Here is a 25247-nt window from a genome sequence, read left to right as displayed (position 1 = left end):
AATCCTCACGGATCGGGTCCATTTTTGTTATTTCGGCACGGTCGCGCGATCGAGTCGATGGTCCATTCATACCAACAGATAGCGTGAAGGCGTCCTTCACGCTATAGCCGAGCAAACCTTGACCGAAGAAAGCCCCGGTTCTCACGAGGAGAACCGGGGCTTTGCGGTCACACCCTCACGGGTGCACTACTTCTATCAGGCGTTGCCCGACAGCTTCTCACGCAGCGCAGCGAGCTGAGCATCGCTGGCCAGTGATCCACCGGTCGCAGCCGGAGCCGATGCTGCGGGAGCATCACCTTCGGTGTCTGCGGCTTCTTGACCCGACTCGGAGGAGTAGTTGGTGTTGGCGGCTTCAGCAGCCTCGTCCTTCGCCGTCTTCTCCATCTGAGCGGTGTGCATCTTGTGGCGACGCTCCGCCTCGGCGTAGCGGCCTTCCCACTCTTCACGCTGCTTCTCGTAGCCTTCGAGCCATTCGTTGGTCTCGGAGTCGAAGCCCTCGGGGAAGATGTAGTTGCCCTGCTCGTCGTACGAGTCGGCCATTCCGTACTTCGACGGATCGAACTCTTCTGCGTAATCTTCGTTGGCCTGCTTGAGGCTCAACGAGATCCGACGACGCTCGAGATCGATGTCGATGACCTTGACGAGTGCATCGTCGCCGACACCCACGACCTGGTCCGGAACCTCCACGTGGCGCTCGGCCAACTCGGAGATGTGCACGAGGCCCTCGATGCCCTCTTCGACGCGAACGAACGCACCGAAGGGAACGAGCTTGGTGACCTTACCGGGAACGATCTGGCCGATGGCGTGCGTACGAGCAAACTGACGCCAAGGATCTTCTTGAGTTGCCTTGAGCGACAGCGAAACACGCTCGCGGTCCAGATCGACGTCGAGAACCTCGACGGTGACCTCGGTGCCGACCTCGACAACCTCGGACGGGTGATCGATGTGCTTCCAGGACAGCTCGGAAACGTGAACCAGTCCGTCTACGCCGCCCAGGTCCACGAAGGCACCGAAGTTGACGATGGAAGAGACGACGCCCTTGCGGACCTGTCCCTTCTGGAGCTGGTGCAGGAACTCGCTGCGAACCTCGGACTGTGTCTGCTCCAGCCACGCACGGCGCGACAGGACCACGTTGTTGCGGTTCTTGTCGAGCTCGATGATCTTGGCCTCGATCTCCTTGCCGACGTACGGCTGAAGATCGCGGACACGACGCATCTCGACGAGCGAAGCGGGAAGGAAGCCGCGGAGACCGATGTCGAGGATGAGTCCACCCTTGACGACCTCGATGACGGTGCCCTTGACGGCCTCGTCCTTCTCCTTGAGCTCTTCGATGGTGCCCCAAGCGCGCTCATACTGTGCGCGCTTCTTGGACAGGATCAGGCGGCCTTCCTTGTCCTCCTTGGTGAGAACGAGAGCTTCGACCTCATCGCCCACGGAGACGACCTCATTGGGGTCGACGTCGTGCTTGATGGAGAGCTCACGGGAAGGGATGACGCCTTCGGTCTTGTAACCGATGTCGAGCAGAACCTCGTCGCGGTCGACCTTGACGATGGTGCCTTCGACGATGTCACCATCGTTGAAATACTTGATCGTGGCGTCGATAGCCGCGAGAAAATCCTCTGCGGAGCCAATATCATTTATGGCTACCTGCGGTGAGGTTGTGGTTGAGGGCATGTGTTGAGTTGCTCCGGACGGGTTGGGTATCGGTTGATGGATGTTCGGTCGGACTATTCAACTAATGAAGAACGAAATTGTTCCGCTGCGTACCGTCGTCGACGAGCAGGACCCGATCGATTCCGCCGCAGCATGAACACACTCGCGTTGAACATGGTACGCGACTCGGTCACAAGGGGGCAAACCAGGCAGGAGCTGCCGGGGAACACGACTAACGTGTCCTCGGTGACCGACAGCTCCCCCGTGCCGCAGGAACCTCGCTCCCCCGTTGTACCAGGTAGAGCCCGCATCGGCTCCGACGCGAGCGACAAGGCAAGTCGCGCTTGGTGGGATTCCGACGCCGACGAGTACCACCGAACACACGGTGAATTCTTGGGGGTGGGCACGGAACAAGGAGAATTCGTGTGGTGCCCGGAAGGTCTACACGAAGGCGACGCGCATCTGCTGGGCGATGTCGTAGGCAAAGACATCCTGGAAGTGGGTTGCGGCTCCGCGCCGTGCGCACGGTGGCTCGGAGCGCACGGGGCACGTGCGGTCGGGCTCGACATTTCGTCGGGAATGCTCACGAAAGGGCTCGACGCAATGGCCACCGGTGGCACGTCCGTGCCCCTGATCCAGGCAAGCGCCGAATCACTGCCGTTCGCCGACTCGAGCTTCGACATCGCGTGCTCGGCGTTCGGCGCCGTTCCGTTCGTCGCCGACTCCGCAAATGTGATGGCCGAGGTTGCGCGAGTGCTACGACCCGGTGGAATCTGGGTCTTCGCCGTCAACCACCCGATGCGGTGGATCTTCCCGGACGATCCAGGACCGATCGGACTGACGGCAACCATCCCCTACTTCGACAGGACGCCGTACGTCGAGTTCGATTCCGAGGGAACGCCCACCTACGTCGAACACCACCGAACAATCGGTGACCGAGTGCGTGAGATCGTCGGGGCCGGCCTCGACGTTCGTGACATCGTCGAGCCGGAATGGCCGGAATGGCTGGACCGCGAGTGGGGTCAGTGGAGCCCACTGCGCGGCCAACTCTTCCCCGGAACTGCCATCTTCAGCTGCCGCAAGCCCTGATCAGACCCGCAGAGTGCGAGCGACAACGGTCTCGGCGAATTCGCTGGTCGAAGCCCGTCCACCCAGATCGGCGGTGGCGACGCCTGCATCGAGCGTGGCCTCGACGGCGTGCCGGATGCGCTTGGCGGCATGGTGAAGTCGACTGTCGCCGCTGTGGTCGGCGAGCCAATCGAGCAACATCGCAGATGAGAGGAACAAGGCGGTCGGATTGGCCCGGTTCTTTCCCGCGATGTCCGGTGCCGAGCCGTGGGCGGCTTGGGCCATCGCTTTCGTCTCGGACGTGTTGAGCGAGGGAGCCATGCCCAATGAACCGGACAGCTCCCCTGCCAGATCCGACAGGATGTCACCGAACATGTTCTCGGCCACGATCACATCGAAATCGCTTCCCCTTCTGACGAGATGAGCAGCAAGCGCATCGATGTGCTCCTCGTCGACGGTGACGTCTCGAAAGTCTTCCGCAACGGCTCGGCAGACATCACGAAAGAGACCCGTCGTCATGCTCAGGACATTCGTCTTGTGGACGATTGTCACGTGCTTGCGTCGACCTCTCGCCAATGTGAAAGCCTCGCGCGCAATGCGTTCGCACGCAGCGCGGGTGAAGACCCCGACCGCAAGAGCGACGTCGGGAGTAGGCATGAACTCTCCGCTACCGACGAACATGTTCCTGTCAGCGTAGAAACCTTCGGTGTTCTCCCGGACCACGACGAGGTCCATCTCGGGCGACATTGCTCGCACGTCCGGAAACGCGCGAGCAGGACGAATATTGGCGAACAGATCGAACTTCTTACGTACGACGCCGCCCGGTGTGAGCTGCGACCGAAAGGGCTCCGGGTACGACGCGCTGTCGTGTGGACCGAGAATCCACGAATCGAGGGTGGCCAACATTTCCAGAGTCGAGTCGGGTATCGGCGTGCCGTGGGAATCGATCGCCTCACGTCCGAGCGGGAGTTCGATCCAGTCGACGCTCAGCGACGTGTCCGCGCCGACTGCTGCGTCGACCACCCGCATGGTGGCAGGCACGATCTCGTGCCCGATCCCGTCCCCGAGCATCGATCCGATTCGAAGTTTCTTTACGTCCCGCCGTGTTTCCGAGTAGTCGTGTGCCACGTGAGCCATCATGACTCACCATGGTCCAGTCTTTGGAATTGATCCTCGACGACACGCTCGATGCGGCTGTCCGGCGTGAATGGCAGCTTTTACTCGATTCAGATCTGCCCAGCCAAGGCAGACACACGGGAGTATCGAATCGTCCGCACATCACGTTGTCGGTGGCCGACGAGATGGACGAATTCGACGCTCGAATCGACGACGAGTATCTCCGCATCGGCATGCCTGTGCGGCTCGGCGCGTTCGTCGTGTTTCGCGGTAAGCATGCGACCCTTGCGCGCCTGGTCGTGCCGTCGAGGCAGCTCGTCGACCTGCATGCGCGCGCATTCGAGCTGGTCGGTGATGCCGACGGTTCACGTTCGCACACAGCCCCCGGAAAATGGACACCGCACGTCACGATCGCGCGGCGCATGACTCGCGTCGAACTGGCCGAAGCCTTGCTCCGCCTCGACTCGGTCCAGCCGGATTTGGTAGGGACCACGTCGGCTCTACGGCGATGGGATGGGGAAGGCAAACGCGAATGGATCGTTCGTCAGAACCGGTAGTCACCGAACTGACTGGTCTCCAGGTGTGTATCGGGCGAGTACCCCAGGTATATCGCCATGTATATCGCCGCCAAAACTGCCAGGATCACAAGGGTGATGGTCATGTCCGCAAGCCTGCTACCAGGTGTTTCGATCCAACAGTGGCGGTTATGACATAGTTCCTCGTTTTTCTGCCATACTTGATTCGTGCTGAAACGAGTAGTGGTTCCGCTCATGCCGTTGACCGAGCAATTCGAGCTCGGTGTCGCGTGCGAAGTGTTCGGATTCGACAGATCCGACGAAGGACTTCCCACCTACGATTTCTCTCTCATCGCTGGGGTAGCGGAACCCATCAAGACGCGTTTCGGCTACACCATCGACGTCCCCTACGACCTGTCACAGCTCGACGAAGCCGACCTGATCATCATTCCGGCGGGGGGCACTCACTCCTCGGACGACGGTAGCTACGTGTGCACCACCGAATACGACGCCTCGATCGAGCCTTTGCTCGTCAAGCTGCGTGCCGCAGTCGAACGTGGCGCCAAAGTCGCGAGCCTGTGCAACGGCGCGTTCCTACTAGGCAAAGCAAGACTGCTCGACGGCCGACGCTGCACGACGCATTGGCGCCACTCGGAACGGCTTGCCGCCGAGTATCCATTGGCAGAAGTAGACCGCAACGTTCTCTATGTGGACGACGGAAACGTCCTCACCAGCGCCGGCACCGCCGCCGGCATTGATTTGTGCTTGCACATCGTCCGTAAGGAGCAGGGAAGCAAGGTTGCGAACGGTATTGCCCGGCGCATGGTCGTGCCGCCGCATCGTGACGGCGGGCAGGCTCAGTTCGTGACCACGCCTCTTCCCTCTACCGAAATCGACACGCTCGCGCCGTTGTTGGACTGGATGACCGAGAATCTCGAGGCCGACCTGTCGGTGCAGAAGCTATCGGCACGCGTCAACATGTCGGCACGCACGTTCGCTCGGCGCTTTCAAGCCGAGACCGGAACGACCCCGGCCCGCTGGCTCAACGACCAACGCGTTCTCGCGGCCCAGCACATGCTGGAGAACTCGGACCTCTCGATGGATGTGATCTCTGAACGCGTCGGTTTCGGCAACGCTGCCGTAATGCGTCAACACTTCGTACGCGTTCGCTGCACGACGCCCAATTCCTATCGACGAACGTTCCGTGCTTCGCCGCAACCTGTCTGATCCGGTGTGCTCGTCCTGCGTGATCGGGAAGATTCCGGCACCGTAGTGCGTTGAAGCACGCAGAGAACGAATCATCAACGAAAGGGTAGGCGTGGCAACACAGACTTTGACTCAGCAGAACTTCGACGACATCGTCGGCGGCAACGACGTAGTACTCGTCGATTTCTGGGCTTCCTGGTGTGGCCCGTGCCGCCAGTTCGCACCGACCTTCGAGAAGTCTTCCGACGCACACCCCGATGTGGTGCACGCCAAGGTCGACACCGAAGCGGAGCAGGGCCTCGCGGCTGCTGCCAACATAAAGTCGATTCCCACGATCATGGCGTTCCGTGAAGGAATCCTCGTGTTCGCACAGCCGGGCGCACTTCCCGCTGCGGCGCTGGAGGACCTGGTCGGACAGATCAAGGCGCTCGACATGGATGTGGTCAAAGCACAGCTCGAAGAGCAGAAGGCCGAAGCTGCCGCTGAATAGCTCAAACGGAACGGGCAAAGCCGGTCGCATTGCGCGACCGGCTTTTGTCGTTCCTCGGCCCTGCGCAGCACCGGCCGTCGGCGCGCGTATCGCTGCCTTCGAGCGAGCTAGTGGGCGGCCTTGTCCCAGCTCGCACCTGTACCGACGGACACCTCGAGCGGCACGGACAGTGTGATCGCCGACGACATCTTGTCGCGAACCAACGCCTCTACCTCCTCGCGTTCGGAATCAACAACCTCGAGTACCAGCTCGTCGTGCACCTGCAGAAGCATGCGTGACTTCAGGTTCGAATACGACAGCGACTTGTGCACCTCTATCATCGCAACCTTGATGATGTCTGCCGCGGTGCCCTGGATCGGCGCGTTGAGTGCCGCACGCTCGGCAACCTCTCGGCGTTGACGATTGTCGCTGTTGAGGTCCGGCAGATAGCGGCGTCGACCGTAGAGAGTCGACGTGTAGCCGACCTTCCTTGATTCCTCGACGGCGCTACGCAGATAGTCGCGTACGCCGCCGAACCGCGAGAAGTATGCCTCCATCTGTTGTTTCGCTTCGTCGGTGGAGATCTTGAGCTGCGCTGCAAGCCCGAACGCGCTGAGGCCGTACGCGAGCCCGTAGGACATCGCCTTGACTCGCCGACGTAGCTCGGGTGTGACCTCTTCGATGGGAACACCGAAGGCGCGGGCTCCGACGAAACTGTGCAGATCCTCGCCCGTGTTGAAGGCTTCGATCAGACCCTCGTCACCGGAGAGGTGAGCCATGATCCGCATCTCGATCTGGCTGTAGTCGGCGGTGAGGAGGGTGTCGTAGCCCTCACCCACGACGAAGCCGTCGCGGATGTGCCGCCCGGCCTCGTTGCGTACAGGAATGTTCTGCAGGTTCGGGTCGGTGGACGACAGTCGGCCGGTGGCCGCGACTGTCTGATTGAACGTGGTGTGGATGCGGCCGTCGTCGTCGACCGACTTGAGAAGTCCGTCGACCGTGACTTTCATGCGCGTTGCGTCACGGTGATCGAGCAGGAACTTCAGGAACGGGTGCTCGGTCTTCTCGAACAGGCCTTGCAGCGCATCGGCATCGGTGGTGTAGCCAGTTTTCGTCTTCTTGGTTTTCGGCATCTCGAGCTCGTCGAAGAGGACGACCTGCAACTGCTTCGGGGATCCGAGGTTGATCTGTTTGCCGATGACGTCGTAGGCCGACGTGGCAGCGTCGTTCACCTGGTCCGCAAACCTGCTCTGCAGCTCGCCGAGATGATCGCGGTTCACAGCTATACCTGTTGCCTCCAAATCGGCGAGCACCGTCAGCAACGGCAGCTCCATCTCCGAGAGCAACGTGGTTGACTCGATACTCTCGAGTTCGATGTCCAGGGCAGCCGCCAGGTCGAGAATTGCTTGCGCTCGGAGGATCTCACCCTCGGCAACCGCGGCTTCGGCCACATCCTCGGTGTCCAGCAGAGACAACTGTCCTTCGACCGAGTCCTCGGCGCGCAATTCGCGCTTGAGGTATCGCAGAGACAAGTCGTCGAGATTGAAACTTCGCTGCCCTGGGCGAACGAGGTAAGCGGCAAGCGCTGTGTCGCTTGTCAGGCCGCCGAGTGTCCAACTTCGACCGCGCAGCGCGTGCAGTGCCCACTTCGCCTCGTGCAATGCCTTGGGCTGAGCGGCGTCGGCAAGCCACGCCGCAAGTGCCTGTTCGTCGGACTCGTCGAGTGCGCTCGTGGTGACGAAACCGCCCTCTCCGTCCGATGCCGCGATGGCGATGGACACGGCATCGCTGTCGAACGGGCGGCGGGGCCCGACGACTGACAATCCGTGCCGCTGACCAGTCGACGCGTGGGCACGCAACCACTCGGCCAGTTGACCGACCGGCACTGCCCCGCCCCTGACGTCGAAGCCTTCCTCGGCTTCCGGTTCCACTGACGACAGCGTGTCGAAAAGTCGATCACGCAGAACCCGAAATTCGAGATCGTCGAACAAGCCATGAATTTTCTCGCGATCCCATGGCGCCAGCTCCAACTGATCTGGGGTGTAAGGAAGTGGGACGTCGCGCACCATCTCGGTGAGCTCGCGGTTGAGAACGACACTGGAAAGATTGGCGCGCAGCGCGTCGCCTACCTTGCCCTTCACCTTGTCCACATTGTCGACGAGCTTTTCCAACGACCCGTACTCGACGATCCACTTGGTGGCCGTTTTCTCGCCGACACCGGGGATCCCGGGGAGGTTGTCACTCGGATCTCCGCGCAGTGCCGCGAAATCCGGGTACTGAGCAGGCGTGAGACCGTATTTGGTGGTTACTTCTTCCGGAGTGAACCGAGTGAGCTCGGAGACGCCTTTTTTTGGGTACAGCACCGTGACGTTCTCGGTGACGAGTTGCAAGGAGTCGCGGTCACCGGTGACGACGAGAATGCGGTAGCCAAGCGCTTCGGCCTGAGTCACCAGGGTCGCGATGATGTCGTCGGCCTCGAACCCGGCTTCGGCCATCACCGGAATGCCCATGGCCGCGAGGACGTCCTTGGTGATGTCCACCTGACCGGCAAACTCGTCGGGCGTCTTGCTTCGGTTGGCCTTGTACTCGGGAAATCGCTCCGCGCGGAACGTCTGACGGGACACGTCGAACGCCGCAGCGATGTGCGTGGGCTTCTCGTCCCGCAACAGGTTGATCAGCATCGAAGTGAACCCGTACACGGCGTTGGTGGATTGACCACTGGTGGTCTTGAAGTTGTCCACCGGCAACGCGAAGAACGCACGGAATGCGATCGAATGCCCGTCGATCAGCAACAGAGTCGGCTGCTGGCCGTCGGCGGAACTGGATGCCGTGGATGCGGGTGCGGCACTGGCTTCGGTTACTGGGCTCACGGTGACCCAGTCTATGTAGGGGGTCCGACAGGACCTAAGCGGATCCGAAAGCCCAGCTATTCGCCTGGCCGCGCGGTTCGAAACACAAACGATACATCCCGGAAATTCGAGACGCCGATTTCGTGCGCTTCCACCAGTTAGAGTCCGACAATTGCAAGCAGCCGGGGCCCGCCGTGGGCTCAGGCCCGACAACCGTCCGGAGGACGTGCGTGGCTCCAAATGTTCGATGGACCCGAAGGAAGAACCGAATTCGGTCCAGTAGCCGAACCTGGCTTCATCTATGCAGACAAACCCTCATCTTGTCTCTCCTCGCAGCAGTCGCAACAGTCGCGTTCGGCGGCACCGCGCTCGCGCAGGAACCGACTCCCACTCCCCCTCCCGCTGCCTCGACCACCGAGCAACCCCCCGCTGATGCGGTCGCGGTCAGCGGCAGCCTCAACAACGGCGGCGAACGGCTCGCCGACATCGACGTCCGAGCAGTCGATGCTTCGGGCGGCGAAGTTGCCCGTACGACATCGGCCGAAGGTGGTCGATGGACCCTCCAGCTATCGCCCGGGTCCTATACGTTCGAAATCGTCTCCGAGACCCTCCCGGATGGCGTCAGTGTCCAGGGCGAGGTTCAGCGTGACGTCGCCGCAGGCCGCGCCAATACGGTCATCTTCTCGTTCGGCGAAGCGCGAACGGCGACCGAAGTTCCGTTCTACGAGAAATTCATCAGGACCACTGTCGACGGTTTTCGTTTCGGACTGGTCATCGCTTTGGCCGCAGTCGGGCTCAGTTTGATCTTCGGCACCACCGGCCTGACCAACTTCGCGCACGGCGAGTTGGTGACTCTAGGCGCCGTCGCCGCGTGGGTGTTCAACGTCAGTCTCGGTATCCAGCTGATCCCAGCAACGATTCTGGCCATAATTGTCGGAGTCGCCTTCGGTTGGCTCAACAATGCGCTGATCTGGCGACCCCTACGAAAACGCAAAACCGGTTTGATCGCGCAGTTGGTGGTCTCCATCGGCCTTGCGATCTCCCTGCGCTACCTGATCCTCGTATTTTTCTCGGATCGAGCCGAGCCGTTCGACGACTACCAGGCCCAGACGCAGAACGAATGGGGCCCGTTCTCGATCACCAACGTCAACCTGGCCTGCATCATCATCAGCATCATCGTTCTCGTCGGTGTCGCATTGATGCTGCAGCGCACCCGAATCGGCAAAGCCATGCGAGCCGTCGCGGACAACCGCGATCTCGCAGCGTCGTCCGGAATCAACGTCGAACGCGTCGTGACATTCGTCTGGTGCATGGGAGGTGGCCTTGCCGCCCTCGGTGGTGTGCTCTTCGGATTATCCGAACTCGGCGGCCGAGTGCAGTGGGAAATGGGCTTCAAACTTCTTCTGCTGATGTTCGCTGGAATCACCCTCGGCGGCTTGGGAACCGCATACGGAGCTCTCCTCGGCTGTGTCATCGTCGGTCTCCTCGTGCAGTGGTCGACGCTGATCATCAATCCCGATCTCAAATACATCGGAGGACTGCTCGTCTTGATTCTCATCCTCGTCGTCAGGCCTCAGGGCATACTCGGCTCGCGGCAAAGGATCGGGTGAGATAGATGGATATTCTTGCAGCACTCCAGGTTTCACTCGCACAGCTGATCGGCCCGTCGGCGATCTTCTACGCTCTCTTGGCTATCGGCCTCAACCTGCACTTCGGATATGCCGGACTTCTCAACTTCGGTCAGATCGGCTTTGCGCTGCTCGGCGGCTACGGCGTCGGCATCATGACAATCACCTATCACCAGCCCCTGTGGCTGGGAATCCTCGTCGGACTCGGCGCAGCCGGATTGCTGGCTCTCGTACTCGGCATTCCAACTCTGCGACTGCGAGCCGACTATCTCGCCATCGTGACCATCGCGGCCTCGGAAATTCTGAGGCTGGTCTTCCGATCCACCGCATCCGATCCGGTGACCAAATCGACAAACGGAATCTTCGGATTCGCCGACCCGTTCACCTCGCTCAGCCCCTTCGACTCGGGCAAGCAGTACGCGTTCCTCGGTGTGAAGTTCTACGGTGACGACCTGTGGGCGATGGTCGTCGGATGGACACTCGTCGTCATTCTGTGTGGTCTGGTGTACTTGCTGACGCACAGCCCGTGGGGTCGCGTCCTCAAAGCAGTCCGTGAGGACGAGGATGCTGCACGCTCGCTCGGTAAGAACGTCTTCGTCTACAAGATGCAAGCCCTCGTGCTCGGTGGCGTGATCGGCGGAATGGGCGGCGTGTTCAACGCACTCCAGACCAAGTCGATCAACCCGGACTTCTACTCGACGGCACAGACGTTCTTCGCCTTCGGTGCGCTCATTCTCGGCGGTGCAGCAACCGTATTCGGCCCCGTACTCGGAGCGATGCTGTTCTGGTTCCTGCTCTCGATTCCCGACGCCATCCTCCGTCAAGCGATCGCAGGCCCCGACCCACTGTTGAATCTCAGCGAACAGCAGGTCGGCGCAACGCGATTCGTACTCCTGGGCATCCTGATCGCCGTGTTGATGGTGTTTAGACCCCAGGGCATTCTCGGCAACAAGCGAGAGGTCCAACTCAATGCCTGATTCAACTGCAGGGCCTGATTCAACTGCGAAGCCTGGTACCACTTCAGGCGCACGGGCCGCCCACGCACTCAGCGCCGAACAGCGAACGGCATTGTTCGCTGATGTGCCGCAGCAACCCGGTGCAGCAAAACCTGACGCCACGCTCGTCGTCGACGGTGTATCTCGTACGTTCGGTGGCCTCAAAGCTGTCGATGTCGCCCACCTGGAAATTCAGCGCGGATGCATCACCGGCCTCATCGGCCCGAACGGGGCTGGAAAGACGACCCTGTTCAACCTGCTCACCGGATTCGATCGGCCGGACACCGGAACCTGGTCGATGGACGGGCAGTCCCTCGGCAAGATGCATCCGCATCAGGTGGCGCGCAAAGGCGTCGTCCGCACGTTTCAGCTCACCAAAGCACTGTCCAAGTTGACCGTCCTCGACAATGTGCGATTGGGGGCGACGGGTCAGCGAGGCGAACGCATCTTCAACACGTTGATGCCGTGGACGTGGAAGAAGCAGGAGAAGGAAGTTACCGAACGGGCGTACCAACTTCTCGAACGTTTCAAGCTCGACGGCAAAGCCGACGACCTCGCAGGCTCGATGTCCGGAGGCCAGCGCAAACTGCTGGAAATGGCACGGGCTCTCATGACCGATCCCGCGGTTGTCATGCTCGACGAGCCCATGGCAGGTGTCAATCCAGCTCTGACGCAAAGCCTTCTGGGCCACATCAAATCCCTCCGCGACGACGGAATGACCGTCGTCTTCGTCGAGCACGACATGGACGTCATCCGCGACATCAGCGACTGGGTTGTGGTGATGGCGCAGGGAAGCGTCATCGCAGAATCCACGCCGGAGGAGTTGTCCAACAACGGCGCCGTCGTCGATGCCTATCTCGGCAGCCACCACGATCAAGCACTCGAATTCGACTCGGACGGCAACCCGGTGGGCGCAACGGCCGCACTCGCCGAAGCACTCGCACAAGCCGAGGCCGAAGAACTGGAGGCAGGCGGAGACCTGTCCGAACCCGAGTTCGTGGTGCCTCCAACGTTGACATCGGGCGAGACAGCACCGACGACGGCGAAGCACGCCAAGGAAGAAGACGGCAAATGAGCGAACCGAGCACAGTCAAACTGACTCCGGCCGAATTTGCCGCTACACCGGCAGAACACGCACGTCTCGCCGAAGGCGCACTCGTCCGCGCCGACAACCTCGTCGCCGGCTACATCCCCGGCGTCAACATTCTGAGCGAGTGTAATTTCTTCCTCAAAGACGGGGAGATCGTCGGCATCATCGGCCCGAACGGCGCCGGTAAATCCACCTTGCTGAAGACACTCTTCGGACTCATCCCCGTGCGAGAGGGCTCGGTGAAGCTCCGCGGCGACAACATCACGTCCGCCGAGGCTCACGTCCTCGTCACCAAGGGTGTGGGATACGTCCCTCAGACACAGAACGTGTTCCCGTCGCTGACCATCGAAGAGAACCTGGAGATGGGAATCTATCTGCGTCCCAAGAAGTTCGCGGAGCGATTCGACTTCGTGAGCGAACTGTTTCCCCTCCTCGGTGAGCGGAAGAAGGTCAAGGCGGGAGCACTGTCCGGTGGTGAGCGTCAGATGGTCGCCATGGGGCGGGCTTTGATGATGGAGCCGTCGGTACTGCTGCTCGACGAGCCGTCGGCCGGTCTGTCGCCGATGTTCCAGGACGAGGTGTTCATTCGCTGCAAGAAGATCAACGCGACGGGTGTCTCGATCATCATGGTCGAGCAGAACGCGCGCCGCTGCCTTCAGATCTGCGACCGGGGGTACGTCCTCGACCAGGGCCGAAATGCCTACACCGACACCGGAACCAATCTGATGAACGACCCGAAGGTCATCGAGCTGTACCTCGGCACCCTGGCCGGGAGCAAAGAAAAGAAGTAAGTCGGTATCGCCAGAGAACCCGGGTTCGCGTGTCGAACCCGGGTTCTCGGCTGCCGGGGGTCGACCGAATGCCTCATTCGGTCCGAAACCCCGAGGTGCGGAACACAGACAAGAGCCCCGATCCGCGGTGCGGATCGGGGCTCTTGTCGTTACTTCAGTGGATCACTCCCCGACGACGATGTATCCGTCCGTGGTGAGCTTGTTGTCCGGTCCGAAGACCAGGTTGCCGTACGAACCGGTTGCCGGCTCACCTGCATCGCTGAAGTTCAGCGTGCCGGTGACACCGTCATAGTCGATGTCGGTACCAGCCTGGGCCAACGGGAGGCACTGCGCGTAGGTCGTGCACTTCTCGCCGTCCTTGGTGACGCTGTTGATATCGGCAGCGATGTCGGTTCCGGCCGTCGACTTGGCCTGCTCGGCAGCGAGAGCCGAAATGATGACTGCGTCGTAGGATTCACCGGCGTAGTTGAAGTCGACCAACGCGGGGTCGACCGTCTTGAGCCGGTCCTGGAAAGCCGTGCCGACGTCGGTGAGCGGCGTCGTGCCGCGCATCGTGTCGAGCAAACCAGCGGCGACCGAATCACCGAGGGCGTTGCCCATGTTGCCGTCGACGCCGTAGACGCCTGTGCCGTCGGACGGGCCGATACCAACCTCGTGCATACGCGTGATGATCTTGGCGGACTCCTCGAAGCCGACGATGGCCACGGCGTCGGGTGCGAAGTTCTTCACGTCATCGACCTCGGCGTTGAACGACTGCGCGTTGGGATCGTAGATAATCTTCTGAATCTGATCCGAGGCAATACCTGCGTCTTCGAGGTTCTTGACGGTGTTCGACGCGAGCCCGGTGCCGTATGGATCGTTCAGCGCGAGAATGGAGACACGCTGTGCGCCGTCCTCGGCGATGAGCTGCGAGAGCGCCTGAGCCTGCAGAACATCGGTCGGGGCGGTGCGGAAGTACTGTCCCTTGTCCGGGTAGCAGACGAACTGGTCGGACGTGTTGGCCGGTGAGAACTGAACGACGCCCGCGCTGGAGATCTTGTCGATTACCTTGAGCGACACCGAAGACGACGCAGCGCCGACGATGACGTCGGCACCGCCGGCGAGAAGCCGGTCGACGGTGGTGTTCGCGGTGTCGGTCGTGGTGTCTCCCGAGTCGCCCTGGATCAGCTGAACGGGCTGACCGAGAACCCCACCTCCTGCGTTGACCTCGTCGACTCCGAGCTGCACGCCCGCGACCTCGGGTGGGCCTAGGAATGCGAGCGAGCCGGTTGCGGGAAGCAACGTGCCGACAACCAGCGGTGTGGTGACTGGAGTTGCGCCCGCAGTTGCCTGCTCCGGGGTGCAATCGGTCGATACGGTCGCTTCTGCTTCCGAACTTCCACTGCTGGCGGCGCTGCTGCTGTCACTCGAGCTCGAATCGTCGCTCGATGAACAGCCGAATAGTGCCAATGACGCAGCACCCAGCACCGCAGCCGTGCGGACATATGTCCGTTTTGCCATCTAGGGTCTCCTTGATCGATCGTCGATGAAGCACACGTGAGTAATGCGCCCCATGTGTGGATCAGACGCTAGCTGTCCGAAACGATTTGCGATCAGTGAGAAGTAGGCTCGTGACCCGACTGTGACCTTAACGCCCGAAGATTTACGTGGCCGTAGCGTGAGCGGATCGGCAACCTCCCACTGTCACGCGTCGGCCGGCTTGTCGAGGGTTTCGATGATCACTTCGGCGACCGCCTTCATCGTGGTCCGGCGGTCCATTGCTGCACGCTGAATCCACTTGAACGCCTGCGGCTCCGTGAGCGACTGAGACTCCATCAGTTTGCCTTTGGCACGCTCGATCAACTTACGAGTCTCTAGTCGTTCCTGAAGATCCGCGACTTCGCTCTCGAGTGACGAAATCTCGGTGTATCGACTCGCCGCAAGTTCGACGGCCGGCATCAGGTCGGCTTTCGAGAAGGGCTTGACCAAATACGCCATGGCACCGGCGTCGCGTGCTTTCTCCACCAACTCACGCTGACTGAATGCAGTGAGGATCACGACAGGGGCGATGCGCTTCTCGGCGATCTCGGAGGCGGCGTCGATTCCGTCGCGGTGGGGCATCTTGACGTCCATGATCACGAGATCGGGACGGAGTTCGATTGCAAGGTCGACAGCTCGCTGCCCATCGGCAGCCTCCCCCACCACCTCGTAGCCTTCCTCACGCAACATTTCCACCAGATCCAACCGGATAAGCGATTCGTCCTCGGCCACCACGACACGAAGAGCGGGTTTGCCACTCTCCTGCGCAACAGGAGCATTCATAGGTACCAGTCTCCTTTGACAAGTCATCGACCAGCGGAAATCTTCGCGTCCCATCGGGGCACCTACGACTTCGCTGGGGTCGTCGAGCAATTGAAGGGTACCGGTGGTGGACCGTGTCGGCCCATCTTCTAAAGTAGTGAACCGCAAGACAACGCCAGCCCTCGTATCCCAATTGGCAGAGGAAACGGATTCAAAACCCGTCCAGTGTGAGTTCGAGTCTCACCGAGGGCACCATCGTTCATCCATAGATGTTCGGCATCACCTTCCGCATGTCGACGCCGCCGAATCCACCGACGGCTCGCCGGCCGAGTTCGTGTCGCTCGATCACCTGACCGACGCAACTGGCACCGACGATGAAATCGCTGGTTAACGACCCTTCCCTACAGGCATAGAGTTGACTCATGTACATTCCCAGCAATCTTCGATGCCATGACACGGGCGCGGGCTCACTGTGCGCTCAGCGTGTCAACCACAGGTTCGGCGATGCTGCAGATCTCTCGGACACCAAATGGGTCTACTACCAGTGCAGCGCCGATACCCAGCACGTCACTGGATACGTCGATCGCCCCGTGACCGACTGACCATGTTCGTCGAGCGCGCATTCGTCGAGGCCGAGCCGGCCTTCGAGATGACGGAGAAACTGAGCGGGTGCCCAGGTACTAGGACGAGAACACTGTCGAGATGAGCGATGGCGAAGACTCGTTGAAGCGGGCGAACACGGAATGCGTGGAACATCCTGGAACGAACTGGAATTGGTGCCGCACTGGCGGCGGTACCTCGACAACCCGAGCAGTTACCTTCGGCATCTACTCGAACAATCAAGGCAACAAAGATGTTTCGACGCGTTTCCGGACACTGCCCGGCGAGACTCCGATCGCCTTCTTGAAGGCGCGGGAAAACGCGGCTTCCGACTGATAGCCACTTCTGCGAGTGACCTCGGCAACGCTCACGTTGCCCGAGCTCAATTCGTCGAGAGCGCTCTGCATCCGCCACCGCGCGAGATACTTCATCGGTGATTCGCCGACGAGAGAGGTGAAGCGGGCCGAGAACGCCGACCTCGACATCGCCACTTTCGCGGCCAACGATGCGACGGTCCACGGCTTGTCGGGGTCGCGGTGCACCATCGCCAACGCAGGACCGACGCCCGGGTCCTGCAATGCTCCGAGCCAGCCGGACTGCGCGGCCGGGTCGTGCTCGATCCAGTAACGCAGCGCCTGAATGACGAGAATGTCGGACAACCGGGTAATGACGGCTTCACCACCGGGTCGAAGAGTTCTGGCCTCGTCGGCTACCAGCCCGAGCGTGCTGTGCATCCAGGACAAGTTCGGTGCCGGCGCGGACTCGACGACGATCAGTGGCGGCAGGGAACGAATGAGTTGCACCGCAGACGGGTGATCGAGGCGAACTGCTCCGCACACGAGCGTCGTCGCGGACCCGTCCCCACCGTGCCGGATGACTGCGTAGCGATCACTGATGTAGTCGTGCGGTAGGTCGTACACGATCGGAGCGGTCTCGCCTGCCTCGGGATCACTCGAGAGCGTGTGGCCCAATCCGTGTGGCACCAAGGCGAATTCACCTGGAACAAGATAACGCGGCGGCGCCCCCTCGACGTCGAGTAAGCATCGACCGCTGGTGACGACATGAAACCACAGACAGTTCTGCATCCGAGGCATCCCGAGGCCCCACGGCTCCGACAACTCGGACCGGCAATAGAACGCGCCCGACATCCGAAGAAAGTGCAACGCCTCCCCCAACGGATCTGGAGATGTCCACGGGTCTTGTCCACGCATGCACCGATCGTACCGGGATCCTGGACGAACGGGCATGAAACAGCGACCAATGATCATAGACAGTCCCAATTGAACCGTTCATGCTGGATTCATCATCAATCGAAGGGATACCAACAAATGATCACCGCCGTCGGAGCAACCGGTCACGTCGGAGTCGATAATTTCCTGGCCACACTCTTCGCCGCTGAACAGCCGTCGTGATCGCGCGCACAGCGTTCATCGCGACGACGGTATCGACTATCGGATGCGGCGTCACCGCGGGAGTGCTGCTCGCTTTCTCGGTCAGCGTAATGCCCGCGCTACGCCGTCAACCCGCTGGCGCCGCCATCGCGAGCATGCAGCAGATGAACATCGATATTGTCTCGCCCGCGTTCATGACGATCTTCCTGGGGAGCGCGGCGACGGTGACGCTAGCCGCGGTGACCTCGCTGTGGAGTGGTCAGGACACGAGAATTCTGGTCACGGTGGGCGCCGTATTGTTCGTCGTCGGCTGTGTCGCTGTGACGATCGCAATCAACGTGCCGATGAACGACGCGTTGGCCGCGGTCGATCCGGACAGTGCATCGGGCGCTCAGGTATGGGCGGACTATATGGAGCGATGGACCCGATGGAATCATGCTAGGACCGTCGCCGCCATTGCGGCTACGGCTGCGATGGCGGTGGCATCCCGCCGGTAGACGGTGTCTCCGGTAGATGGTATATCCGGCAGCTAGCTTTCGTCAGGAACGCTGGATCTCGTCGGGAACGGCGTTCTGGTGACGGGTACGGATCTCCTCTTCGAACCGCGCGATCAGAAGATCGGTCTCGGCAAGGGCCGCGTCACCAGCACCCTCGTCCATGGATGCGTCTCGTCCTCGGCGAAGCGCGGCCAGTTCGGCATCGAGTTCATGATTGTCGAGTATTCGTGGATCCAACATGTCTCCATTGTCCGCCACAGGCCATCCACCGCGCACGAGTTTCGCCACGAGTGAGATCCTGGAGTTATGACCACGGTGCACAGTTTCGCTCCGATCATCGACGACGCGTCGCACACGCTGATCCTCGGCTCGATGCCAGGAGTCGCTTCTTTGGAGGCAAATCAGTACTACGCGCACCCGCGAAACGCGTTCTGGCCGATTATGGCATCGGCGCTCGACTTCGACCCGACTCTTCCTTACGAGGAGCGCACAGCGGCCCTGTTACGCAACGGCATCGCCGTGTGGGACGTTCTGAAACTGTGCACCAGGCACGGGAGCCTCGACTCGGCCATCGTCGAATCGTCCATCGTGGCAAACGACTTCGCCGAACTGCTGCGACGTCACCCATCGATCGACCGGATTTTCTTCAACGGGGCCAAGGCCGAAAGCAGCTTTGTTCGGCACGTTGCACCACTCGGAGACCGCCTCACGCTGATCCGGTTGCCTTCGACCAGTCCCGCTCATGCTTCTCTGTCTTTCAGCGACAAGCTCGACGCCTGGCACGAAATCAGCACGGGCCAGGCGAGCACGGGCGATGCGTGACGTGACGAGAGCACCCACAGCAACTGTCACCAATACCGACGGATAGATAGTTTGGGCCACTGTTTGCGCCCACCCCGGACCACGCAACATGAAAGCGCCGATCACCGCCACCCCGTTCGGCGCCGTCCAGTACCAGGCGACGAACGGGAGCACCGTAAGCATCGGGACACCGACGGCCCAGCGGCTTGTGGTTCGGCGGGCGTAGTCGAGCGCGAGCACAGTGAGCGGGACACACCACACCCAGTGGTGACCCCACGAGAACGGGGACACCGTGGGTGTCGTCAGTCCGCAGATGGTCAACGAGAGCAACGGCGCACCGCGGTGGTGCGCGACAACGGCTGCCCACAGGCCGAGGGCAGCTACACCGATCGAACAGGAAACCCACACCGCGGCAGGCGGAGACCCGCCAGACCAGACCCGCGCAACAATGCCGTGAACAGATTGGTTAGCAGGCGAGGACAACGACCCGATGCGGTCGGACGAGAAGATGGATTCGGTCCAGAACGTCCGTGCGTCGTCGAACACGACGGCGAAACCTACGACCACGGTCATCACAAAGGTCCCCATCGCCACCGCTGCGGTGCGAAACTGCCGGAGCGACAACGCATAGACAACGAAGAAGGCGGGCGTCAGTTTGAGTCCCGCTGCGAGACCGACACCCCTGAGACGACTTCCTTCAGGGCGACCAAGATCCCACAGGACCAAAACCAACAGCAGTAAATTGATCTGGCCGAGCCACACTGTCATACGAACCGGTTCGAGCCACGTGAACGCAACGGCCAGACCGCCGCTGACAAGATGAGTCGAGGTCCCACGGTAACCGAGCAACCTCCAACTAAGCATCACGGCGAGATACAGCAACAGCGCATTGATCATGACGACACCCACTTGAGCCCCGGTGACCGACAACAACGCGAGTCCGACGAAGGCGACAGCAGCGAACGGCGGGTACGTGAACGGAAGGTTGGTATCGAACAGGGAGAACGAGTACAGCTGCTCCGAATCCAACAGTGTTCCGCCGCCGTGCCGGTAGACGACCGTGTCCACGCCGTTGCCGAAGAGCCCGTAGAGATCGACGAATCCCAGCGTTGCCTCGTGCGCGATCAACGACAACATTGCCGCCGCTGCCGCACCGAGAACCCACCCCCGACCATGCCTCGTCAGCCTGTCCGGCGACGCTGTCTTATCACACGACGTCATGACGGTGACGCTAGGACGTCTCACCGAAAAATAACGGTAGGCACGGACCAGTCGCGCTGTTTCGCAACCCGATCGTTAGCTGAGAGCATGTCTTTTCATGTCACCATCGATTGATGCGGATGGGACCAGAGTGGCAGAAGTGGCAACCAAAACGGCTTTTCTGTGCGGTGTGGGCCCTGGTGTTCTGCACACTCCATCTCCTCGGCGCTACCCCGGCACAAGCCGACAACGCGGAGGCCGGCCATGTGGTCGGGTTGCGGCACGTGTCCGACACACACTCCGTGCTCGACGTGTATTCACCGTCGATGGGCCGCGTGATCGCCAACGACATACTTCGCCCGGCCTCGGGCGGAACGTTACCGACGCTGTACTTGCTCAGCGGCGCCTTGGGCAACGAGGACGGTGTCGGTTGGCTCAACAACTCGTCGATCGCAGACTTCTTCGCCGACAAGAACGTCACCGTCGCGATGCCGATCGGTGGCCGGTTCGGCTTTTACACCGACTGGCAAAGTGCAGATCCCGTGCTGGGTAACTACCAGTGGCAGACTTATCTCACCCGCGAACTCCCGCAGGCGATCGACAGCCAGTTCGGATCGACAGGCCGAAACGCCGTTGCGGGTTTGTCGATGAGCGGCGGGCCTGCGTTGGATCTGGCCGTACAGGCGCCGGATGTGTTCGATGCAGCAGCCTCCCTCAGTGGGTGCCCGGCACCATCGAACCCGCTTGCCGTGGCCGGAATTTCGACGATGATCGCGGCAGGGCTGAACAATCCGTTCAACATGTGGGGACCGCCTGGAAGTCCAGGATGGTACGACCACGACCCAACCGTCAACGTCGAACGGCTCAGGGGCACATCGGTATACGTCAGTGCATCGGCAGGTAGACCAGGCCCGGTGGACCGTATCCCAGCCGGAGCCGCACCGCCGCTCGGTGGGATCGTCGTCGAGGCGCTGGTCAATTACTGCACATCGCTGTTCGTTGATGCACTCCATCGCAGCGGCGTACCGGCCACCGTCTCGATGAGAGAAGAAGGTGCACACACGTGGCCGCTGTTCGAGGACCAACTACGCGAAGCATGGGCCAAGACGATCGCCCCGGCACTCTCGGCTTAGCTCGCAGGCTTTTTCGGGAAGTGCCGGATCAAGCCTTCTTGCACGACGGTGGCGAGCAGCAGCCCATCCATCGAGAAAAAACGGCCCGTTGCCAGGCCACGTGAACCTGCGGCGACCGGAGATTCCGTTGCGTAGAGCGCCCAGTCGTCGAAGCGGAACGGGCGATGGAACCAGATCGAGTGATTGACCGTCGCAGCGACAATCCGGTCGAATCCCCACGAGAGACCGTGAGTGGTGATGATCGAATCCAGAACCGTCGTGTCCGAGGCGTAGCCCATTGTGGCGGCATGGAAGATGGGGTCGTCAGGAAGCTCTCCATCCGCCTTCATCCAGACACGGTTGTGGTTGAGTTTCTCCCCCGTCCCCTGCAAGATCCACGCCGGGTCGTTGGCATAGCGCATGTCGATCGGCTTGAGTGCGTTGACGAACATCTTTAGGCGGTCTTCGAATCCGACGAAGTGATCGCCGAGCGGCGGCAACGCATCCGGATACGGAACATCGGGCAATTCGACGCTGTGCTCGAGCCCAGTGCCGAAATCCTGGAACGCCGCAAGCATCACGAAGAGCTCGTTGCCGTCCTGGTACGCGGTCACCTGGCGGTTGGCGAACGCGCGACCGTCGCGGTGACGGTCGACGCGGTACTCGATCGGCTTCTTGACGTCCCCACCTCGGATGAAGTGCGCATTGATCGCGTGCACGTCCCGCGTGCTGCCGGTGATCGTTCGGCCTGCCGCGATGAGGCCCTGCGCCACCATTTGACCACCGAACGTCCGGCTGCCGACCTGCGCGGGATGCTCCCCCCGGAACGTGTCCTCGCCGATCTCCTCGAGCGCGAGCAGCTCGAGGAGTGTCTCCAAATCCGTCTTCGTGCTCTCAGGCGCAGTCAACGCGCCTGTTCCCCCCACATCGGTCACTTACCGGTCCTCTTCCCCAATTCGGTGCACGTGGATCAAGTTGGTCGAGCCTACTGTGCCGGGAGGAGCACCGGCGACGATAACGACCTGATCACCCTTGTTGTAACGACCGAGTTCGAGCAGAGCCTTGTCCACTTCGAGCACCATGGCGTCGGTGGTCGCGACCTCGGGAACGAGGAACGTCTCGGTTCCCCAGCTCAGAGCCAGCTGCGAGCGAACCTCGGGGATCGAGGTGAAAGCCAACAGTGGGAGCGAGGTATGCAGACGAGCGAGACGCCTGACGGTGTCGCCGGACTGCGTGAATGCAACGAGCGCCTTTGCGCTCAGGCGCTCGCCGATATCACGAGCGGCGTACGAGATGACTCCACGCTTGGTGCGCGGGACGTGAGTCAGCGGAGGAACGCTATCGCCTTCGGTCTCCACCGTTTCGACAATGCGGGCCATTGTCCGAACCGTCTCCATCACATACTTGCCGACGGACGTCTCACCGGACAGCATGACCGCGTCGGTGCCGTCGAGCACGGCGTTCGCGACGTCGGATGCCTCCGCTCGCGTCGGACGCGAGTTCTCGATCATCGATTCGAGCATCTGCGTTGCGACGATGACGGGCTTGGCGTTGGCGCGGGCAATCTGGATGGCACGCTTCTGAACCAGGGGAACCTGCTCGAGCGGCAACTCGACACCCAGGTCGCCGCGGGCAACCATGACCGCGTCGAACGCGAGCACGATCGCCTCGAGGTTGTCGACAGCTTCGGGCTTCTCCAGCTTGGCGATCACCGGGACGCGGCGACCTACACGATCCATGATTGCGTGGACAAGTTCGACGTCGGCGGGCGAGCGCACGAACGACAGCGCGATGAAGTCGCAGCCGAGTCCGAGCGCGAACTCGAGATCGGCGATGTCTTTCTCGGACAATGCAGGAACGGACACGTCCATACCCGGCAGCGACAGGCCCTTGTTGTTGCTGACGGGGCCGCCTTCGGTGACGCGACAGAGCACATCGGGGCCTTCGATGCCGGTGACGACGAGTCCCACCTTGCCGTCGTCGACGAGAAGGCGGTCGCCTTCCTTGGCGTCCCGTGCCAGTTCCTTATAGGTGGTGGACACCCGGTCGTGGGTGCCCTCGCACTCTTCGACGGTGATCCGGACCAATTCACCACTGGCCCAGGTTGTCTTGCCCTCGGCGAATCGACCGAGTCGGATCTTGGGGCCCTGAAGGTCCGCAAGAATGCCGACGGCTTTGCCGGTGGCATTCGAGGCGGCCCGAACCCATTCATAGTTCGCCTGGTGATCGGGGTGATCTCCGTGGCTGAAATTCAGTCGGGCGACGTCCATTCCACTCTCGACGAGTTCACGGATCCGGTCGGCGCTAGCGGTAGCAGGTCCAAGGGTGCAAACGATCTTCGTACGTCGGCTCACGAACACGAGCGTAGCGGTTAGCTTCCGCCTTCTCTATAGCAGAGGGGTCCAACGAAACCCTACTGGCCAGTAGCCTCGCATCTCCGCTGCTCGCGGCACCTGTATCGGTTCAGACGACAGCCAGCGGCAAAGCCGTCGGATGCACCGGAGACGGCAAATCCGACCGGCCGGTGAGGAACGCGTCGACCCCGTGCGCGGCCGAACGCCCCTCGGCGATCGCCCACACGACGAGTGATGCGCCGCGATGGGCGTCGCCGCACACGAAGACTCCTGGCGCAGTGGTCTGCCAGTCCGGTCCGCACGACAACGAACCACGACGCGTCAACGCCAGGCCGTAGTCGTCGAGCAACGGTCCGTGTTCGACACCCTCGAAACCGATCGCGAACAACGCCAGGTCGCACGGCAGTTCGATCTCTTCGCCCATCGGGGTGATGATCCGGCGGCCGTCCTCGTCACGCCGCACCTCGACCTCGGCGAGAACCATCGCCCGTACCTGCCCGTTCTCGTCGCCCAGGAAGCGTTGCACTGCAACCTGATGGCGAACCACTCCGCCTTCGGCGTGCGCGGGCGACGTACGCAGAACCAGCGGCCACGACGGCCACGGCGACGTCGAGTCATCGCGGACATCGGGAAGTGCCTGGTTGTAATCGAGCTGCGTCACCGAGGCCGCACCTTGTCGATGAGCAGTCCCGAGACAATCTGCACCGGTATCACCGCCGCCGATGATCACCACATGCTTGTCCTTGGCGGTGCTCGACGTCGGCCCGTCACCCTCGCACTCCTTGTTCGACGGCACGAGATGTTCCATCGCGAGGTGAATTCCGCCGAGTTCGCGGCCTTCGACAGCCGTGTTGTCACGCGCGCGCAGTGCGCCGACTGCGAGGACCACCGCGTCGTACTGTGCGCGGAGTTGCTCGACGGTGAAGTCGATACCCACTTCACAGTCCGTGATGAAATGCGTTCCCTCGGCGCGCATCTGCATGAGTCGCTGATCGAGAACGGACTTCTCGAGCTTGAACTCGGGAATCCCGTATCGCAACAGACCACCGAGACGGTCGTCACGTTCGTAGACCGTGACGTCGTGTCCGGCGCGGGTCAGTTGTTGTGCTGCAGCGAGTCCCGCGGGCCCGGACCCGACAATCGCGACGGACTTGCCGGTCGTGATGGTCGGCGGCTGCGGGACTATCGATCCTTCGTCCCACGCGAGATCGGCGATAGTCTGTTCGATACGTTTGATCGTGACGCTTCCTCCGGTTTCGCTTTCCGAGATCGACAACACACAGGCGGACTCGCACGGGGCCGGACACACCCTGCCGGTGAACTCGGGAAAATTGTTCGTCGCGTGTAGGCGATCACTGGCCGCATCCCACCGGTCGCGACGGACCAGGTCGTTCCACTCGGGAATCAGGTTCCCCAGAGGACAACCGGCAGTTCCGGAGTGGCAGAACGGAATACCGCAGTCCATGCACCTGCGGGCCTGGTCGGACACCTCGGATGCACGCTGCTCCGCAGGCTGGTGCGAGTAAACTTCGTTCCAGTCCTTGACCCGTTCGTCGATCGGCCGCTTGACGGCCTCGCGCTTGACGACATTGAGAAAACCTCGTGGATCAGCCACGCGCAGCCTCCTTGCTC

The 25247-nt window shown here is 61.5% G+C and carries 22 protein-coding genes, 1 tRNA gene and 1 pseudogene; 13 read left to right on the top strand and 11 right to left on the bottom strand.

The features are described from left to right. Window positions 1-195 precede the first annotated feature (195 nt). A complete protein-coding gene (rpsA, locus tag QMK17_RS07520; RefSeq protein ID WP_283507931.1) occupies window positions 196-1674 on the bottom strand; it encodes a 30S ribosomal protein S1 in 1479 nt (492 codons plus the stop codon). Window positions 1675-1899: 225 nt separating this feature from the next. Here rpsA and QMK17_RS07515 point away from each other — a divergent pair, with 225 nt between their 5' ends. Next, entirely contained in the window at window positions 1900-2742 is an 843-nt protein-coding gene (locus QMK17_RS07515; RefSeq protein ID WP_283507929.1) for a class I SAM-dependent methyltransferase, read from the top strand. Here the strand turns inward: QMK17_RS07515 and QMK17_RS07510 are convergent, their stop codons facing one another. Beyond that, complete coding sequence (locus tag QMK17_RS07510; RefSeq protein WP_283508012.1) at window positions 2743-3858, bottom strand: isocitrate/isopropylmalate dehydrogenase family protein; 1116 nt, start codon at window positions 3856-3858, stop codon at window positions 2743-2745. An 11-nt stretch (window positions 3859-3869) separates the two neighbouring features. On the opposite strand from QMK17_RS07510, the gene QMK17_RS07505 reads away from it, so the two are divergent. The 3 genes from QMK17_RS07505 (at window position 3870) to trxA (ending at window position 6048) form a co-directional block, all read left to right on the top strand. Continuing rightward, window positions 3870-4394, top strand: coding sequence for a 2'-5' RNA ligase family protein (locus QMK17_RS07505; RefSeq protein WP_283507927.1), 525 nt, complete (start codon window positions 3870-3872; stop codon window positions 4392-4394). Between the two features lie 186 nt (window positions 4395-4580). Further along, window positions 4581-5579 (top strand): helix-turn-helix domain-containing protein, encoded by a 999-nt coding sequence (locus QMK17_RS07500; protein ID WP_283507926.1) that lies wholly within the window; start codon window positions 4581-4583, stop codon window positions 5577-5579. Window positions 5580-5670: 91 nt separating this feature from the next. Further along, window positions 5671-6048 carry a thioredoxin gene (trxA, locus tag QMK17_RS07495; RefSeq protein ID WP_283507924.1) on the top strand — a complete coding sequence of 126 codons (378 nt, stop codon included), beginning with the start codon at window positions 5671-5673 and terminating at the stop codon, window positions 6046-6048. Window positions 6049-6155: 107 nt separating this feature from the next. Here the strand turns inward: trxA and polA are convergent, their stop codons facing one another. Beyond that, entirely contained in the window at window positions 6156-8897 is a 2742-nt protein-coding gene (polA, locus tag QMK17_RS07490; protein ID WP_283507922.1) for a DNA polymerase I, read from the bottom strand. A gap of 248 nt (window positions 8898-9145) precedes the next feature. Here polA and QMK17_RS07485 point away from each other — a divergent pair, with 248 nt between their 5' ends. Genes QMK17_RS07485 through QMK17_RS07470 form a run of 4 tightly spaced genes read left to right on the top strand, consistent with a single transcriptional unit; the run spans window position 9146 to window position 13380 of the window. Next, window positions 9146-10486 (top strand): branched-chain amino acid ABC transporter permease, encoded by a 1341-nt coding sequence (locus tag QMK17_RS07485; RefSeq protein WP_336620135.1) that lies wholly within the window; start codon window positions 9146-9148, stop codon window positions 10484-10486. 5 nt (window positions 10487-10491) lie between these two features. Then, window positions 10492-11481 carry a branched-chain amino acid ABC transporter permease gene (locus QMK17_RS07480; RefSeq protein ID WP_283507919.1) on the top strand — a complete coding sequence of 330 codons (990 nt, stop codon included), beginning with the start codon at window positions 10492-10494 and terminating at the stop codon, window positions 11479-11481. Then, window positions 11474-12574, top strand: a complete 1101-nt coding sequence (locus QMK17_RS07475) for an ABC transporter ATP-binding protein (RefSeq protein WP_283507918.1) — start codon at window positions 11474-11476, stop codon at window positions 12572-12574. The genes QMK17_RS07480 and QMK17_RS07475 overlap by 8 nt, the downstream gene beginning before the upstream one ends. After that, window positions 12571-13380, top strand: coding sequence for an ABC transporter ATP-binding protein (locus tag QMK17_RS07470; RefSeq protein WP_283507916.1), 810 nt, complete (start codon window positions 12571-12573; stop codon window positions 13378-13380). Before QMK17_RS07475 ends, QMK17_RS07470 begins: the two co-directional genes overlap by 4 nt. Before the next feature lie 162 nt (window positions 13381-13542). Here QMK17_RS07470 and QMK17_RS07465 read toward each other — a convergent pair whose 3' ends face one another. Continuing rightward, window positions 13543-14880, bottom strand: a complete 1338-nt coding sequence (locus QMK17_RS07465; protein WP_283507914.1) for an ABC transporter substrate-binding protein — start codon at window positions 14878-14880, stop codon at window positions 13543-13545. 183 nt (window positions 14881-15063) lie between these two features. Then, entirely contained in the window at window positions 15064-15681 is a 618-nt protein-coding gene (locus tag QMK17_RS07460) for an ANTAR domain-containing response regulator (RefSeq protein ID WP_283507912.1), read from the bottom strand. A 157-nt stretch (window positions 15682-15838) separates the two neighbouring features. Between QMK17_RS07460 and QMK17_RS07455 the strand changes: the two genes are divergently transcribed. Further along, window positions 15839-15915, top strand: a tRNA-Leu gene (locus QMK17_RS07455). Between the two features lie 167 nt (window positions 15916-16082). Continuing rightward, window positions 16083-16262, top strand: a complete 180-nt coding sequence (locus tag QMK17_RS07450) for a hypothetical protein (protein WP_283507911.1) — start codon at window positions 16083-16085, stop codon at window positions 16260-16262. A gap of 237 nt (window positions 16263-16499) precedes the next feature. Here the strand turns inward: QMK17_RS07450 and QMK17_RS07445 are convergent, their stop codons facing one another. Beyond that, window positions 16500-17471, bottom strand: coding sequence for an AraC family transcriptional regulator (locus QMK17_RS07445; RefSeq protein ID WP_283507910.1), 972 nt, complete (start codon window positions 17469-17471; stop codon window positions 16500-16502). 197 nt (window positions 17472-17668) lie between these two features. Between QMK17_RS07445 and QMK17_RS07440 the strand changes: the two genes are divergently transcribed. Then, window positions 17669-18148: an anthrone oxygenase family protein gene (locus tag QMK17_RS07440; RefSeq protein WP_283507909.1), complete on the top strand. Its 480-nt coding sequence runs from the start codon at window positions 17669-17671 to the stop codon at window positions 18146-18148. Between the two features lie 42 nt (window positions 18149-18190). Here the strand turns inward: QMK17_RS07440 and QMK17_RS07435 are convergent, their stop codons facing one another. Continuing rightward, on the bottom strand, window positions 18191-18436 hold the full coding sequence (locus QMK17_RS07435) for a hypothetical protein (protein WP_283507908.1): 246 nt from the start codon (window positions 18434-18436) through the stop codon (window positions 18191-18193). Window positions 18437-18454: 18 nt separating this feature from the next. Between QMK17_RS07435 and QMK17_RS07430 the strand changes: the two genes are divergently transcribed. Then, window positions 18455-18970, top strand: a complete 516-nt coding sequence (locus tag QMK17_RS07430) for a DNA-deoxyinosine glycosylase (RefSeq protein ID WP_283507907.1) — start codon at window positions 18455-18457, stop codon at window positions 18968-18970. 273 nt (window positions 18971-19243) lie between these two features. Here QMK17_RS07430 and QMK17_RS07425 read toward each other — a convergent pair. Next, a pseudogene (locus QMK17_RS07425) lies at window positions 19244-20086 on the bottom strand (glycosyltransferase 87 family protein); the annotation flags it as partial. A 197-nt stretch (window positions 20087-20283) separates the two neighbouring features. Between QMK17_RS07425 and QMK17_RS07420 the strand changes: the two are divergent. After that, the gene (locus tag QMK17_RS07420) at window positions 20284-21282 is read left to right on the top strand and encodes an alpha/beta hydrolase (protein ID WP_283507906.1); all 999 of its coding nucleotides are present in this window, start codon (window positions 20284-20286) and stop codon (window positions 21280-21282) included. Here the strand turns inward: QMK17_RS07420 and QMK17_RS07415 are convergent. From QMK17_RS07415 to QMK17_RS07405, 3 genes are all read right to left on the bottom strand, one after another. Further along, window positions 21279-22196, bottom strand: a complete 918-nt coding sequence (locus QMK17_RS07415) for an acyl-CoA thioesterase (RefSeq protein WP_283507904.1) — start codon at window positions 22194-22196, stop codon at window positions 21279-21281. The two genes, QMK17_RS07420 and QMK17_RS07415, sit on opposite strands and share 4 nt — an antisense overlap. Beyond that, window positions 22197-23615 carry a pyruvate kinase gene (pyk, locus tag QMK17_RS07410; RefSeq protein ID WP_283507903.1) on the bottom strand — a complete coding sequence of 473 codons (1419 nt, stop codon included), beginning with the start codon at window positions 23613-23615 and terminating at the stop codon, window positions 22197-22199. It abuts the gene before it with no gap. Between the two features lie 109 nt (window positions 23616-23724). After that, window positions 23725-25230, bottom strand: coding sequence for a glutamate synthase subunit beta (locus tag QMK17_RS07405; protein ID WP_283507901.1), 1506 nt, complete (start codon window positions 25228-25230; stop codon window positions 23725-23727). Between the last annotated feature and the right edge of the window lie 17 nt (window positions 25231-25247).

The sequence above is a fragment of the Rhodococcus sp. G-MC3 genome, assembly GCF_030063335.1.
Taxonomy (GTDB): Bacteria; Actinomycetota; Actinomycetes; order Mycobacteriales; family Mycobacteriaceae; genus Rhodococcoides.
The sequence above is the reverse complement of the archived record's forward strand: the minus strand, read 5'-3'. Positions and strand labels throughout refer to the sequence as shown.